Raw genomic sequence first — 14,016 nt, 5'->3', positions numbered from 1 at the left:
GCGTTTCAGCACCCTTGGCTCGCTCGATGCACTACACCATCTCCCGCGCGCGCGACGACGACGCCGCGCGCCTGTGCGCCATCGAGCGCGCCGCGGTGGAGCTCTTCCGCGGACACGAGGCATGGTCGTCCTACGCCGGTCTGGCCTTGCCGGTGGACACCGTTCGCGAGCTGATCGCCCGCGGCTTCGTATGGGTTGCCGTGGTCGACGGCGAGGTAGTCGGCTTCGTTTGCCTTGCGCCCGAAGGCGACGACACGATCGGCATCGCCGAAATCGACGTGTTGCCGGCTTTCGGCGGCAGGGGCATCGGGGCGGCGCTGCTGGAACACGCCTGCACCTGGGCCCGCGAGGCCGGCTATGCCGCGGTGACGCTGGGCACGCTGGCAGACGTGCCGTGGAACGCGCCGTTCTATGCGAAGCACGGTTTCTCAGCCGTCGACAAACGCGCGCCCGAATTTGCCGAGGCACTGGAACGCGACCGGGCGAACGGCTTTCCCGACCACCTGCGGGTGTTCATGCGGCGCGAGCTGGCGCCGCTCTCTCGCGAGGACTGGACCGTCTGGCCGGCACCGGCCAAGCTCAACCTGTTCCTGCGTATCCTCGGCCGCCGCGACGACGGCTACCACGACCTGCAGACGGTGTTCCGCCTGCTCGACTGGGGCGATGAGGTCCGCCTGCGGGTCCGGACGGACGGTGCGATCCTGCGGCCCACCCCCGTACCGGGCGTTCCCGAGGACGCCGATTTGACGGTCCGCGCGGCCCGGCTGCTCGCCGCTGAAACAGGAACGGCGCTGGGCGCGGAGATCGCGGTGGCGAAGCGCATTCCCATGGGCGGCGGGCTGGGGGGCGGCAGTTCCGACGCCGCCAGCGTCCTGGTTGGCCTGAACGCGCTGTGGGGAACCGGCCTGGACGAGGATGCGCTGGCCGCGTTGGGCGCCAGGCTCGGCGCCGACGTGGCCGTCTTCGTGCGGGGCCGTTCCGCCTGGGCGGAGGGCGTGGGCGAGCGGCTCACCGCCATGCGCCTTCCCCGCCGCTGGTACGTGGTGGTCGATCCGCACGAACACGTGCCCACCGCGGCCCTTTTCGCGGCTCCCGAATTGACACGTCGTGCCCCTCCGGCGACAATTTCGTCCTTTGTTTCCGGGGATTCGGCGGAAAACGCCTTCGAACCGGTGGTCCGCGCGCGCCACCCGCGGGTGGCCGCGGCGCTGGACTGGCTGGCGGGCTTCGGCCACGCCCGCCTCTCCGGCAGCGGCGGCTGCGTGTTCCTGGAAACGAGAACCCACGAGGCGGCGCTTGGCGTCGCCTCGCGCTGTCCCGGGGACTTCACGGCCCACGTGGCGGCGGGTGTCGATCCTTCGCCGCTGCTGTTGGCGCGGAGCCGGATCGAGGCAAGGGGCATCGTGTCGTAAGAACGGGTAGGGCCGCGGGCTGCGGCAAAGCCATGGCGGGCCGTTGGTTCGCCGGAACGAATTGTTGGGGCGTCGCCAAGCTGGTTAAGGCACGGGATTTTGATTCCCGCATGCGCAGGTTCGAATCCTGCCGCCCCAGCCACCGCTCGCGGTGGCATAGCCGAACCAACCCACTCACGCCAGGAGTTCCTTCGTGGATACGTCCACCCCGATGCTGTTCAGCGGCAACGCGCACCGCGCGCTCGCCGACGATGTCGCCGCCCGCCTCGGCATTCCCCTGGGCAAGGCCCTCGTCGGCCGGTTCAGCGATGGCGAGGCGCAGATCGAAATCGAGGAGAACGTACGCAAGCAGGAAGTGTTCGTCATCCAGCCGACGGGCGCACCCAGCGCGGAAAACCTGTTCGATCTGCTGGTGCTGATCGATGCGCTGAAGCGCGCCTCGGCCGGCACGGTGACCGCGGTGATGCCGTATTTCGGCTATGCGCGGCAGGACCGCCGCCCGCGCTCGGCCCGCGTGCCGATCACGGCCAAGCTGGCCGCGAAGATGATCGCCACGGCCGGTGCGGACCGCGTGCTCACGATCGACCTGCATGCCGACCAGATCCAGGGCTTCTTCGACATTCCGGTCGACAACGTGTACGCCTCGCCGGTGCTCCTGGCCGACATCTGGCGTCACCACAGCATGGACGACCTGATCGTGGTCAGCCCCGACGTCGGCGGCGTGGTGCGTGCGCGTGCGCTCGCCAAGCGCCTGGACGACGCGGACCTGGCCATCATCGACAAGCGCCGCCCGAAGGCGAACGTGGCCACGGTCATGAACATCATCGGCGACGTGGAAGGCAAGACCTGCGTGCTGGTGGACGACATCGTCGACACGGCCGGCACGCTTTGCGCCGCGGCCGCGGCGCTGAAGGAAAAGGGCGCCCGCAAGGTGGTCGCCTACTGCGTCCACCCGGTGCTTTCGGGGGCCGCGATCGACAACCTGGAGCACTCCCAGCTCGATCAGCTGGTGGTGACCAATACGCTGCCGTTGCGCGACAACGCCCGTAACTGTGCGAAAATCCGCCAGTTGTCGGTCGCGGAACTGCTCGCGGAGACGATCCGCCGCATCGCCTTCGGCGAATCGGTGAGCTCGCTCTACATCGACTGATCCACCGTTTTTCGGACTCCCCTGGTCGCGGGGGAGTCCTTTACCCACCGCCGCGAGGCGGTTTACTTGAGGCAACACCAATGGCTACCAATCATCAGCTCACGGCCACGAGCCGCAGTGTGGAAGGGAAGGGTGCGAGCCGCCGCCTTCGCACCGCGGGCTACGTGCCGGCGATCGTGTACGGCGCGGGCGAAGCCCCGCAGGCGATCCAGGTCCTCCACAACGACGTGCTGCTCGGCTCGCGCTACGAGTCGTTCTACTCGTCGGTGATCGACCTGACGGTCGACGGCAAGCTCCAGAAGGTCCTCATCAAGGACTGGCAGAAGCACCCGTTCAAGCAGCTCATGCTGCACATGGACTTCCAGCGCGTGAACGAGAACGAAGCCGTGCGCGTGGCCGTTCCGGTGCACTTCCTGAACCAGGAGAAGTCCCCGGCCGGCAAGACCGCGGGTCTCGTGATCTCGCACAACCTGACGGAAGTGACGGTCTCCTGCCTGCCGAAGGATCTGCCGGAGTTCATCGAACTCGACCTCGCCAACCTGAAGTCGGGCGACATCATCCACCTGTCCGACCTCAAGCTGCCGGCCGGTGTGGAAATCCCGGAACTGGGTCTCGGCAAGGAGCACGACGTGGCCGTGGTCACCGTGGCTTCCATCCAGGAAGAAGTCGACCCGGCGGCCGCCGAGGGCGGCGAAGCCCCGACCGAAGAGAAGAAGTAAGCTGGCGGCACTGCGGCTTATCGTCGGCCTCGGTAACCCCGGGGCCGAGTACGTCAGGACCCGGCATAACGCCGGGTTCTGGTGTGTCGACGCCCTCGCCATGGAGCACGGCGAGCGCTGGGCCTTCGACGGCAAGCTGCATGGCGAGACCTGCAAGCTGCGCATCGGGGGCGAAACGGTCTGGCTGCTCAAGCCGGCCACGTTCATGAACAAGAGCGGCATCGCCGTCGCCTCGGCGCTGCGCTACTACAAGATCGCGCCGGAGGAGTGCCTCGTCGCCCACGACGAGCTGGATCTCCCGCCCGGCACCGTCCGCATGAAGTTCGACGGCGGCCACGGCGGCCAGAACGGATTGCGCGACATCATGGCCCACCTGGGCCACGGCAAATTCCATCGCCTTCGGGTCGGCATCGGCCACCCGGGGCACAAGGACAAGGTCACCCCGTGGGTACTCGGCCGGCCGAGCGCGGCCGACGAGGATGCCATCATGATCGGCCTGGGACGTGCCTTCGACGTGCTGCCGCTGGCGCTGTCAGGCAAGTTCGAGGAAGCGATGAAGCGGCTGCATACGGCCGCGTAAAGAGTGAAGAGTGAACCGTAAGGGAGTGGCGCAAAGGGTACTTGCGACGCTTACGGTTCACAGGCCGCGCAGCGGCCGACTTACAGGACCGACGGTCCGACTCACAGGGCCCTTGGGCCCGACTTACGGGGCGATGCTCCGTAAGCCCCACTATTGCGACAAAGCTGAGAGCATCGCCCCATGGGTATCAAATGCGGCATCGTCGGCCTGCCTAACGTCGGCAAGTCCACCCTTTTCAATGCGCTGACCAAGGCCGGCATCGCCGCCGCGAACTTCCCGTTCTGCACGATCGAGCCGAACACCGGCATCGTGCCGGTGCCGGATCCGCGCCTGGACGAGCTGGCGGCCATCGTGAAGCCGCAGCGCATCATTCCCACCACCATGGAATTCGTCGACATCGCGGGCCTCGTGGCCGGCGCGTCGAAGGGTGAGGGCCTGGGCAACAAGTTCCTCGCGCACATCCGCGAGACCGACGCCATCGCGCACGTCGTGCGCTGCTTCGAGGACGGCAACGTCATCCACGTGGCGAACAAGGTCGACCCGATTGCCGACATCGAAACCATCGACACCGAGCTGGCGTTGGCCGACCTGGAGTCCGTGCTGAAGGCGCTCGACCGCGCCACGCGCTCGGCGAAGGCGAACGACAAGGACGCGCTGGCGCGCAAGCCGGTGCTCGAGAAGCTCGCCAAGGCGCTCGACCAGGGCAAGTCGGCGCGTGCCGCCGGCCTCGACGCCGAAGAAAAGGCGCTGGTCCGCGACATGTTCCTCATCACCATGAAGCCGCTGATGTACATCGCGAATGTCGCGGAAGACGGCTTCGAGAACAATCCGCACCTCGACGCCGTGCGCGCTCGCGCGGTGGAAGAGGGCGCCGAGGTGGTGCCGGTGTGCGCGGCCATCGAGGAAGAACTCTCGCAGCTCGACGACGCCGACCGCGATGAATTCCTCAAGGACCTCGGCCTTGAAGAGCCCGGCCTCAATCGCGTCATCCGTGCCGGCTACAAGCTGCTCGGCCTGCAGACCTACTTCACCGCCGGCGTGCAGGAAGTGCGCGCATGGCAGGTTCGCGCCGGTTCCACGGCACCGCAGGCCGCGGGCGTCATCCACACCGACTTCGAGCGCGGCTTCATCCGCGCCGAAACGGTTGCCTACGACGACTACATCAAGTTCAAGGGCGAGCAGGGCGCGAAGGAAGCCGGCCGCCTGCGCCTGGAAGGCAAGGATTACCTCGTCAAGGAAGGCGACGTGCTGCACTTCCGGTTCAACGTCTGACGAAAAGCCCCGGTCCTCCGGGGCTCTTTTTTCAGAGCCCTTCACTCATTCCTGGGGGCGAGGTTCCACGATGTGTGGCTTCACCCACCCGGCGCAGTCATCTGCCGCTGCATGTGATCCAGGTACTGGTCCAGTTCCCCCACGCTGGCGAACACTTCCGCCACCGGCACCGCCTTCACGATATCGAAAACCTTCTTGACCTGCGGCTGCGGGTTGAGAAGAAGCGTGCGGCCATCGCGGTCGTGCAGTTGCTTGCGTAACTGGGCGAGGCTGCGCAGTCCGGCGCTGCTGATGTATTCAAGGCCCGAAAGATCGATCACCAGCGTGCCGCCGTTGTCCAGGAGCGGGGTGACGTCGCGCAGTGCCTCGTCGAACGCCGCATAGGTCGCTGCGTCGAGGCGGCCTTCGAGCCACACGGTGCTGCGGTCGGGGCTGGGGCTTTCGCTGCGGACGATGAGAGTCATAGGGCAGGCTCGTCGGAGGGATCGAAACGGATGACGACACGGTTGCCGTGTGCGTCGCGTGCATAGTGGAATTCGCTGGCGATGCTCCGGGCCAGGTGCAGGCCCAGTCCGCCGATCTCGCGTCGTGCGATGTCGCCGGGTAGGTCGGGTGGTTCGTGTTGCAGCGGATCGAACGGCATGGCGTCATCGCGCAGTTCGAGATGCACCACGTCGGCCTCGACTTCCAGGCGGATATCGATGTTGCCGTCGCGGCCGTCCGGATAGCCGTGGCGAACGGTGTTCACGAGCAGCTCTTCGAGAACCAGGCGCACGTCGGCGCGGCAGGACGCATCCACCTCGGCGCGATCCAGCGCGCCTTCGGCCCGGTCCAGCGCGAGGAAGACGTCCTCCAGCCGGTTAGGAATGCGCAACCGCATCGAGGCGGGCTCCCACGGCACCGCTGTCGTGCCAGGTCAGCGCGAGCAGTGCGATATCGTCGTAAGCAGGCGCGCCGTCGACGTAGGCATCGACGTCGCCCAGTACTTGTTGCACGTAAGCTTCCGGCGTGGCGCCGTCCTCGACGCGAGCGATGCTGTCCAGGATGGCGTGTGTGCCATACAGGCGCTGATTGGCGGCATGCGCCTCGCTGACGCCGTCGGTGTACATGAGCAAGGTATCGCCCCCCAGCAACGTGAGTACGCGTACAGGGTAGCGCGCTTCGGCGTCCAGGCCGAGTGCGGGCCCGGTTTCCACATCGACGAAGGTGGCGCTGCCGCCCGCGTGCAGCACCGGCTGCTCGTGCCCGGCACTGGCAAGCGAGAGCAGGCCGGTCTCGGTTTCCACCACGCCGCAGAGCAGGGTGACGAACATGCAGGTGTCGTTGCCCTTGCACAGTTCGCGATTGAGCGCGCCCAGGATTTCGCTGGGCGACCGGGCGTGCGTCGCGAGCGTGCGTGCGAGCGTGATGGTGCGCGCCATGAACAGCGCGGCGGGAATGCCCTTGTCCGATACGTCTCCGACCATGACGCAGACGTGCCTGGCCCCGAGGGTGAAATAGGTATACAGGTCGCCGCCCACGGCACTCGCCGGGCGCAACGCCGCGTGGACCTCGACGCGGCCGTCGGCGGCCAGCCAATGCGGTTCGGGAATCAGGGCCAACTGGATCTGGCGGGCGATCTCCAGCTCGCTCGCCATGCGTTCCTGCTCGCGGGCGACCTGTTTCGCACTGTCGATGTGGCCCGCCAGCTGGCGGCGCATGTGATCGAAGGCACGGGTCAGGCGCCCGACCTCGTCCTTGCGGCGAACATGGGGCAGGGGGAAATCGAGCTCGCCGCGTGCGACGTCGTCGGCGCGGTCGGAAAGGATCACCAGCGGCGCCATCAGGCGCCGGGTAATGACCAGGGCGATGAGCGATACCCCGGCCAGGGCGAGGAGGCCGAGAAGGATGTCGACGTAGTAGGTGCGGCGAAGGTCGGCCAACACCGTGCGTTCCGGCATGTTCAGGCCGAAGGTCCAGCTCGTGCCGGGGATGGCGACGAAATAGACCCACACCGGCTCGCTCACGCGGCTGCCCATCTCGGGAGTGAGCCGTACCGGGTTCTCCCCCGCGGCAAGGGCGGCACGGAAGGGCTTGCTGCCCCGGGTGCCGATGTAGGACGTCCAGTCGTGGGCAAGGAAATCGCCGTTCGCATCGACGACGAAGGCCGAGGCGTGTTCGGGCTTGTGCAGCTCGCCCAGCAGCCGTTGCAGCCAGCCCAGGCTGATGGTGACGTCCGCGACACCCGCAACGGGCACCTTCTGGCCCGGAATGGCCACCGAATAGCCGACAAGGGTGTCGCTGCGACCTACTGAGTGAAAGGGCTTCTGCCAGCAGCCGTCGTCGCAATTGAGGCCGTGGATGAACCACGAGGAGGTCCAGTAGACCCCCGGGTCCTCCAGCCGGCTGCCCATGCTGAGGGCGCCGTCGAGCGCGCGCCGCGCGATCGGCGCGTCGACGGGCCGTGGCGCCGCCGTGTCGCGAGGAATGAACGCGGCCGTGATGTCCACCAGTTCGGGGTTCACGGCGAGCGTGTCCCGGATGAGTGCGGGGGCTTCGTCGCGGCGCGTGGCAAGGATCCCGGCCATCACGCGCGCCACCCGGGACACGTTGTCGAGACGCCCCTGGATGCGTGTCGCAGCCCACCCTGAGACCGCCGAGGCCTCCTGTTCCGTCTGCTTGAGGATCTGGTCGCGCGTGTGCGACAGCAGCAGGCCGCCCGTGACGACGAGCACGAGCGCCGAGCCCAGCAGGACGCCCAGGGCGAGTCGCGTGGCGACGCTGCGAAAGACCATCGGGGCGCTCCCGGGGGATATGCTCGGAATCTATGCTGCGGGAAGCGGCCCGGCAAGCCGCCGTCCCGGTCATAATCCGGTTTTTCCAAACAAGGTCACGCCATGCCCGGCACCCAGCGCGAAGTCGAATTCCGTTTCCTGGCCCAGCCCACCGATGTGAACTTCGGCGGCAAAGTGCATGGCGGCATGGCCATGAAATGGCTGGACCAGGCCGGCTACGCCTGCGCGGTGGGCTGGAGCGGTGCGTACTGCGTCACGGCCTCGGTGAGCGGCATCCAGTTCCTCGCGCCCATCCTGATCGGCGACCTGGTGACCGTGCGGGCTCGACTCATCCACACGGGCACCTCCAGCATGCACCTGGCGGTGGACGTGCTGGCTCGGGATCTGCGCAGCGGCGAAGAGCGCCTGGCGACGAGCTGCGTCATGGTGTTCGTGGCCCTGGACAAGCCCGATGGCGGCAAGCCCACGCCCGTTCCCCCATGGAAGCCGGTGGAGGAGAAGGATCTGCGCCTGCAGGAGTACGCGATGAAGCTGATGGAGATGTCTCGCGCGATGGAGCCGCTGGTGTTGGCGACTCGCGAGGCCTGATCGCGCTTCCCATTCGAACGGCCCGCCGCTACACTTCGCGGCCCGCTCGCCGCGCACCCGTCCCGGCGGGCTGTCGCAGCGTTTCGGAGCCGTCGCCGCGCGTGATTTTCCCGTGCGGAAGTTGTTGACAGTTTCCCGGACGCTCGCGACAATAGGCGTTCTTTGTTGGAGGAATACCCAAGCGGCCAACGGGGGCAGACTGTAAATCTGCTGGCTTACGCCTTCGGTGGTTCGAATCCACCTTCCTCCACCAGACGAGTTCCGCGCAGTGCGGGAGTAGTTCAATGGTAGAACTTCAGCCTTCCAAGCTGATTGTGCGGGTTCGATTCCCGTCTCCCGCTCCATTGTTCATACGCGCATTGCGTCATGTGCTCATGTAGCTCAGTCGGTAGAGCACTTCCTTGGTAAGGAAGAGGTCGCTGGTTCGATTCCAGTCATGAGCACCATCTTCGTCGTCCGCGGCGGTTCCTTTTTTACTATCTCATTGGCTCCAGCGGAGTTTAACGCTCATGGCAAAGGGTAAGTTCGAACGCACCAAGCCGCACGTCAACGTCGGCACCATCGGTCACGTCGATCACGGCAAGACCACGCTGACGGCCGCGCTGACGAAGGTCGGTGCCGAGCGCTTCGGTGGCGAATTCAAGGACTACGGTTCGATCGACGCGGCGCCGGAAGAAAAGGCGCGCGGCATCACGATCTCCACGGCCCACGTGGAATACGAATCGCCGACCCGTCACTACGGTCACGTCGACTGCCCGGGGCATGCCGACTACGTCAAGAACATGATCACCGGTGCCGCCCAGATGGACGGCGCGATCCTGGTGTGCTCGGCCGCTGACGGCCCGATGCCGCAGACCCGCGAGCACATCCTGCTCTCGCGTCAGGTCGGCGTGCCGTACATCGTGGTGTTCCTGAACAAGGCCGACATGGTCGACGACGCCGAGCTCCTCGAGCTCGTCGAGATGGAAGTCCGCGAACTGCTGTCGAAGTACGACTTCCCGGGCGACGACACCCCGATCATCGCGGGTTCGGCCCGTCTCGCCCTCGACGGCGACCAGTCCGACATCGGTGTGCCGGCGATCATCAAGCTCGTCGACGCTCTCGACAGCTGGATCCCGGAACCGCAGCGCGAAATCGACAAGCCGTTCCTGCTGCCGGTGGAAGACGTGTTCTCCATCTCGGGTCGCGGTACGGTGGTCACGGGTCGCGTCGAGCGCGGCATCATCAAGGTGGGCGACGCGGCGGAAGTCGTGGGCCTGCGTGACACCCAGACCACCACGGTCACGGGCGTCGAGATGTTCCGCAAGCTTCTCGACCAGGGTCAGGCGGGCGACAACGTCGGCGTGCTGGTCCGCGGCCTGAAGCGTGAAGACGTCGAGCGCGGCCAGGTGCTGGCCAAGCCGGGTTCGGTCACGCCGCACACCAACTTCGAAGGCGAAGTGTACGTGCTGTCGAAGGACGAGGGCGGCCGTCACACCCCGTTCTTCAGCAACTACCGTCCGCAGTTCTACTTCCGCACCACGGACGTCACGGGCTCCATCAAGCTGCCGGAAGGCACCGAGATGGTGATGCCGGGCGACAACGTGAAGATCACCGTCGAGCTCGGCTTCCCGATCGCGATGGACGAAGGTCTCCGCTTCGCCATCCGTGAAGGCGGTCGTACCGTCGGCGCGGGCGTGGTCTCGAAGATCATCAAGTAAGAACGATGCCGACCCTTCGGGGCCGGCAGCCAGTCGCGAGGCGGGTGGGTCGTCGACCGCCCGCCTTCGCGGTTCCACTGTTTCACCTGTACGCCAGTAGCTCAATTGGCAGAGCAGCGGTCTCCAAAACCGCAGGTTGGGGGTTCGAGTCCCTCCTGGCGTGCCACTCCCGAGTCCGCATGAATACGAAGGCACAAGAAGCCAAGGGTATGGGCCCGGCCGATCTCGGCAAGCTGGCGCTTGCGCTGGTCGTGCTCGTCGCCGGCATCGTCGGTTTCTACTATTTCAGCGATAACCCGAACGTGCCGTCCTTCGCGCGCGTCGCGGGCGTTATCGTCGCCGTGGTAGCCGCCATGGCCATTGCCGCCTTCACGGTCCCGGGTCGCAAGCTGCGTGGCTTCGTTGCCGAATCGCAGTTCGAAATGCGCAAGGTCGTCTGGCCGACGCGCGACGAAACGTTGAAGACTACTGGCGTCATCCTGGTGGTCGTGGTCATTCTTTCGCTGCTGATGGGGCTCATCGACTGGTTGTTGAAGTCGATCGTGCTCGATTGGCTGCTTAAGCTCGGACATTGAGGTAAGGCATGAGCAAGCGCTGGTACGTGGTTCACGCCTATTCGGGGTTCGAGCAGCAGGTTCGCAAGGCCCTGGAAGAGCGCGTCAAGCGCGAGGGCATGGAAGAAAAGTTCGGTGAGATCCTGGTTCCGACCGAGGAAGTCATCGAGATGCGCGGCGGCCAGAAGCGTCGCAGCGAGCGCAAGTTCTTCCCCGGTTACGTCCTGGTCCAAATCGAAACCGATACGAGCGGCAAGACGCCCCGCATCGACGACGAGTGCTGGCACCTGGTCAAGGAAACCCCGAAAGTCATGGGCTTCATCGGCGGCACCGCCGATCGTCCCCACCCGATCCGCGACAGCGAGGCCGACGCCATCCTGAGCCGCGTGCGCGAGGGTGTCGAAAAGCCCCGCCCGAAGGTCCTCTTCGAGCCGGGCGAGATGGTCCGCGTCACCGACGGCCCGTTCAACGACTTCAACGGCGTGGTGGAGGAAGTCAACTACGAAAAGAGCCGCCTCCGCGTCGCGGTGCTCATTTTCGGCCGTTCTACCCCGGTCGAGCTCGAGTTCGGCCAGGTGGAGAAGGCCTGACCAGGCCCTCTGGCTGGCCCCGCCAGCCCTCCGGCACAGCGTTTGCATAGCCTGTGTGAGGAGCCTATAATGTTCGGTTCACGCTGGAGCCTTGTGCTCCGGCGTGTCCGTGTTTCAGGGGTTCGCAGGCGCGAACCCACCACACTCCATGGACGGTTTACAGCGAGGAGCCGCAAGGCGTCCGCACTCGCGAGGAAAGATAAATGGCAAAGAAAGTCATTGGTTACATCAAGTTGCAGGTGAAGGCCGGTCAGGCCAACCCGTCGCCGCCGGTCGGTCCGGCGCTCGGTCAGCGCGGCCTGAACATCATGGAGTTCTGCAAGGCGTTCAATGCCGCCACGCAGAAGCTCGAGCCGGGTCTTCCGATCCCGGTCGTGATCACGGCCTACTCGGACCGTACCTTCACCTTCATCACGAAGACCCCGCCGGCCTCGATCCTCCTCAAGAAGATCACGGGCGTGGCCAAGGGCTCGCAGAAGCCGAACACCGACAAGGTGGGCAAGGTCACCCGCGCCCAGCTCGAGGAAATCGCGAAGCAGAAGGAGCCGGATCTCACGGCTGCCGATCTCGATGCCGCCGTGCGCACCATCGCCGGCAGCGCGCGTTCCATGGGTCTGGTGGTGGAGGGTTAAGACATGGCAAAGCTCACCAAGCGTATGAAGGCCGCCACGGCCGCCGTGCAGCCCGGCAAGACCTACGGTCTCGACGAGGCGCTGAAGATCGTCAAGGACAACGCCAAGGCGAAGTTCGCCGAGTCCGTGGACGTCGCCGTCCGCCTCGGTATCGACGCCAAGAAGTCCGACCAGGGCGTTCGCGGTTCCTCGCTGCTGCCGCACGGCACCGGCAAGACCGTTCGCGTTGCCGTGTTCGTTCCGCCGGGTGAAAAGGCCGAGGCCGCGCTCGCGGCCGGCGCCGACGCCGTCGGTATGGACGACCTCGCCGAGAAGATGCAGGCGGGCGACCTGAACTACGGTCGCGTCATCGCCACGCCGGACGCCATGCGCGTCGTCGGTAAGCTCGGCCAGGTGCTCGGTCCCCGCGGCCTCATGCCGAATCCGAAGGACGGCTCGGTCACCGCCGACGTCGCCACGGCCGTCAAGAACGCCAAGGCCGGTCAGGTCAAGTTCCGTAACGACAAGGGTGGCATCATCCACGCCACCATCGGCAAGGCGAGCTTCGACGCCGCCCAGCTGGCCGACAACCTCAATGCGCTGATCGCCGATCTGCTGAAGGCCAAGCCGGCCGCAGCGAAGGGTCAGTACATCCAGAAGGTGTCGCTGTCGAGCACGATGGGCGTGGGCGTGCCGGTCGATACGTCGACCGTGAACACCTCGACCAAGTAAGTGTTACGACCCTCTGCCGGCCATGCCGGCGGAGGGCACGTTTTTGAGGGCAGCCCCGGTTGCAATGCCGGGGCAGCCGTCAAAGACCGTAGGCGCGGGCAGCGCGCGACGACGACGAGCAGGGAGCTCGTGTTGGCAAGGAATCGCCGTCGTCGGCAGCGGGTTCGCTTAATCGGAGGCCTCGAAGGCTCCAGCCTGCGTAGATGGTGCAGCCCCTTCTGGTATTCGTTTCGAATCTGGAAAGGCCACCACCCGGGATGCGCGCATCCCCGACGTCAGGACGATGTCGCCCAGGACCGCAAGCGGCAGGAGTCGTGAGCGGAGTCAAATTGGAGGAGTGCAATGGCTCTCAATCTGTCCCAGAAGCAAGAAGTAGTCGCCGAGCTGGCAGAAGTCGCCGCGAAGGCTCACTCCTTGGTCGCCGCCGAATACGCGGGCACCACGGTCTCTCAGATGACCGAGATGCGCAAGAAGGCCCGCCAGTCGGGTGTGTTCCTGAAAGTCGTCAAGAACACGCTCGCTGCCCGCGCCGTGGCCGGTACCGAATTCGAGGTCGTCAAGGACGCCCTGGTCGGTCCGCTGCTCTATGCGTTCTCGACCGAGGAACCGGGCGCCGCTGGCCGCCTGATCAAGGAATTCGCGAAGACCAACGACAAGCTCAAGCCGAAGGTCGTCTCCATCGAGGGCAAGCTGTTCGATGCCGCGCACGTTGACGTGCTGGCTTCGCTGCCGACCCGCGAAGAGGCCCTGGCCATGCTGGCCCGCGTGCTGGCCGAGCCGGTCACGATGTTCGCGCGCGCCGTCAAGGCCGTGGCGGACAAGCAGGGTGGTGGCGAAGTCGCCGCCGAAGCCCCGGCCGAAGCCTGATCTACGTCTCGACTTTTTCATTCGAAACCCCATTTCAGAAGGTAAGAAACAATGTCCACCCTGACCACCGAACAGATCGTTGAAGCCATCAAGGCCAAGTCCCTGACGGAAATCATGGAACTGGTGAAGTCGATCGAAGACACCTTCGGCGTCTCCGCCGCCGCTCCGGTCGCCGTCGCTGGCCCGGCTGCTGCTGCTGGCCCGGCTGCCGAAGCGCAGACCGAGTTCGACGTGATCCTGAAGTCCGCCGGCGACAAGAAGGTCGACGTGATCAAGGCCGTCCGCGCCATCACCGGCCTGGGCCTGAAGGAAGCCAAGGACCTCACCGAGGCCGGCGGCGTCGTGAAGGAAGCGGCCTCGAAGGAAGATGCCGAGAAGTTCAAGAAGGACCTCGAAGCTGCCGGCGCCACGGTCGAACTCAAGTAATCGGCGCCTTGCGCGCCAGTTGTTCGACATAGCGTCAAGCG

16 protein-coding genes and 5 tRNA genes are annotated in these 14,016 nt (G+C 65.9%); 18 read left to right on the top strand and 3 right to left on the bottom strand.

Annotation, left to right across the window (positions count from 1 at the left end; translation table 11 throughout):
- Positions 1 to 26 precede the first annotated feature (26 nt).
- The 6 genes from ispE (at position 27) to ychF (ending at position 5,133) form a co-directional block, all read left to right on the top strand.
- Positions 27 to 1,412, top strand: a complete 1,386-nt coding sequence (ispE, locus tag HBF26_RS11035) for a 4-(cytidine 5'-diphospho)-2-C-methyl-D-erythritol kinase (RefSeq protein WP_167125970.1) — start codon at positions 27 to 29, stop codon at positions 1,410 to 1,412.
- A 65-nt stretch (positions 1,413 to 1,477) separates the two neighbouring features.
- A tRNA-Gln gene (locus HBF26_RS11030) sits at positions 1,478 to 1,554 on the top strand.
- 51 nt (positions 1,555 to 1,605) lie between these two features.
- Positions 1,606 to 2,562 carry a ribose-phosphate diphosphokinase gene (locus HBF26_RS11025; RefSeq protein ID WP_338039667.1) on the top strand — a complete coding sequence of 319 codons (957 nt, stop codon included), beginning with the start codon at positions 1,606 to 1,608 and terminating at the stop codon, positions 2,560 to 2,562.
- Between the two features lie 80 nt (positions 2,563 to 2,642).
- Complete coding sequence (locus tag HBF26_RS11020; protein WP_167125967.1) at positions 2,643 to 3,281, top strand: 50S ribosomal protein L25/general stress protein Ctc; 639 nt, start codon at positions 2,643 to 2,645, stop codon at positions 3,279 to 3,281.
- Between the two features lies 1 nt (position 3,282).
- Positions 3,283 to 3,861 (top strand): aminoacyl-tRNA hydrolase, encoded by a 579-nt coding sequence (gene pth, locus HBF26_RS11015; RefSeq protein ID WP_167126533.1) that lies wholly within the window; start codon positions 3,283 to 3,285, stop codon positions 3,859 to 3,861.
- Between the two features lie 180 nt (positions 3,862 to 4,041).
- Positions 4,042 to 5,133 carry a redox-regulated ATPase YchF gene (ychF, locus tag HBF26_RS11010; protein WP_167125964.1) on the top strand — a complete coding sequence of 364 codons (1,092 nt, stop codon included), beginning with the start codon at positions 4,042 to 4,044 and terminating at the stop codon, positions 5,131 to 5,133.
- Positions 5,134 to 5,213: 80 nt separating this feature from the next.
- Here the strand turns inward: ychF and HBF26_RS11005 are convergent, their stop codons facing one another.
- The 3 genes from HBF26_RS11005 to HBF26_RS10995 are packed head-to-tail and all read right to left on the bottom strand — an operon-like array spanning position 5,214 to position 7,907.
- A complete protein-coding gene (locus tag HBF26_RS11005) occupies positions 5,214 to 5,597 on the bottom strand; it encodes an STAS domain-containing protein (protein ID WP_167125961.1) in 384 nt (127 codons plus the stop codon).
- Entirely contained in the window at positions 5,594 to 6,013 is a 420-nt protein-coding gene (locus tag HBF26_RS11000; protein ID WP_167125958.1) for an ATP-binding protein, read from the bottom strand. Before HBF26_RS11000 ends, HBF26_RS11005 begins: the two co-directional genes overlap by 4 nt.
- Positions 5,994 to 7,907, bottom strand: coding sequence for a SpoIIE family protein phosphatase (locus HBF26_RS10995; protein WP_167125955.1), 1,914 nt, complete (start codon positions 7,905 to 7,907; stop codon positions 5,994 to 5,996). Before HBF26_RS10995 ends, HBF26_RS11000 begins: the two co-directional genes overlap by 20 nt.
- A 102-nt stretch (positions 7,908 to 8,009) precedes the next feature.
- On the opposite strand from HBF26_RS10995, the gene HBF26_RS10990 reads away from it, so the two are divergent.
- From HBF26_RS10990 to rplL, 12 genes are all read left to right on the top strand, one after another.
- A complete protein-coding gene (locus tag HBF26_RS10990; RefSeq protein WP_167125952.1) occupies positions 8,010 to 8,495 on the top strand; it encodes an acyl-CoA thioesterase in 486 nt (161 codons plus the stop codon).
- 167 nt (positions 8,496 to 8,662) lie between these two features.
- Positions 8,663 to 8,748 (top strand) — tRNA-Tyr (locus HBF26_RS10985).
- A gap of 17 nt (positions 8,749 to 8,765) precedes the next feature.
- Positions 8,766 to 8,839: transfer RNA gene (locus HBF26_RS10980), tRNA-Gly, on the top strand.
- Positions 8,840 to 8,865: 26 nt separating this feature from the next.
- Positions 8,866 to 8,941 (top strand) — tRNA-Thr (locus HBF26_RS10975).
- Positions 8,942 to 9,004: 63 nt separating this feature from the next.
- On the top strand, positions 9,005 to 10,195 hold the full coding sequence (tuf, locus tag HBF26_RS10970) for an elongation factor Tu (protein ID WP_167125949.1): 1,191 nt from the start codon (positions 9,005 to 9,007) through the stop codon (positions 10,193 to 10,195).
- 90 nt (positions 10,196 to 10,285) lie between these two features.
- Positions 10,286 to 10,361, top strand: a tRNA-Trp gene (locus HBF26_RS10965).
- 13 nt (positions 10,362 to 10,374) lie between these two features.
- A complete protein-coding gene (gene secE / locus HBF26_RS10960) occupies positions 10,375 to 10,770 on the top strand; it encodes a preprotein translocase subunit SecE (protein ID WP_167125946.1) in 396 nt (131 codons plus the stop codon).
- Positions 10,771 to 10,778: 8 nt separating this feature from the next.
- Positions 10,779 to 11,339 (top strand): transcription termination/antitermination protein NusG, encoded by a 561-nt coding sequence (gene nusG, locus HBF26_RS10955; RefSeq protein WP_167125943.1) that lies wholly within the window; start codon positions 10,779 to 10,781, stop codon positions 11,337 to 11,339.
- Positions 11,340 to 11,542: 203 nt separating this feature from the next.
- Positions 11,543 to 11,971 (top strand): 50S ribosomal protein L11, encoded by a 429-nt coding sequence (gene rplK, locus HBF26_RS10950; protein ID WP_045829444.1) that lies wholly within the window; start codon positions 11,543 to 11,545, stop codon positions 11,969 to 11,971.
- A 3-nt stretch (positions 11,972 to 11,974) separates the two neighbouring features.
- Positions 11,975 to 12,682: a 50S ribosomal protein L1 gene (rplA, locus tag HBF26_RS10945; protein WP_167125940.1), complete on the top strand. Its 708-nt coding sequence runs from the start codon at positions 11,975 to 11,977 to the stop codon at positions 12,680 to 12,682.
- A gap of 342 nt (positions 12,683 to 13,024) precedes the next feature.
- Positions 13,025 to 13,549: a 50S ribosomal protein L10 gene (gene rplJ / locus HBF26_RS10940; RefSeq protein ID WP_167027509.1), complete on the top strand. Its 525-nt coding sequence runs from the start codon at positions 13,025 to 13,027 to the stop codon at positions 13,547 to 13,549.
- A gap of 51 nt (positions 13,550 to 13,600) precedes the next feature.
- Positions 13,601 to 13,975: a 50S ribosomal protein L7/L12 gene (gene rplL / locus HBF26_RS10935; RefSeq protein WP_072324088.1), complete on the top strand. Its 375-nt coding sequence runs from the start codon at positions 13,601 to 13,603 to the stop codon at positions 13,973 to 13,975.
- Positions 13,976 to 14,016: the final 41 nt, after the last annotated feature.

Source organism: Luteibacter jiangsuensis (assembly GCF_011742555.1).
GTDB classification, from domain to species: domain Bacteria; phylum Pseudomonadota; class Gammaproteobacteria; order Xanthomonadales; family Rhodanobacteraceae; genus Luteibacter; species Luteibacter jiangsuensis.
This window is presented reverse-complemented; position numbering and strand designations above follow the sequence as displayed.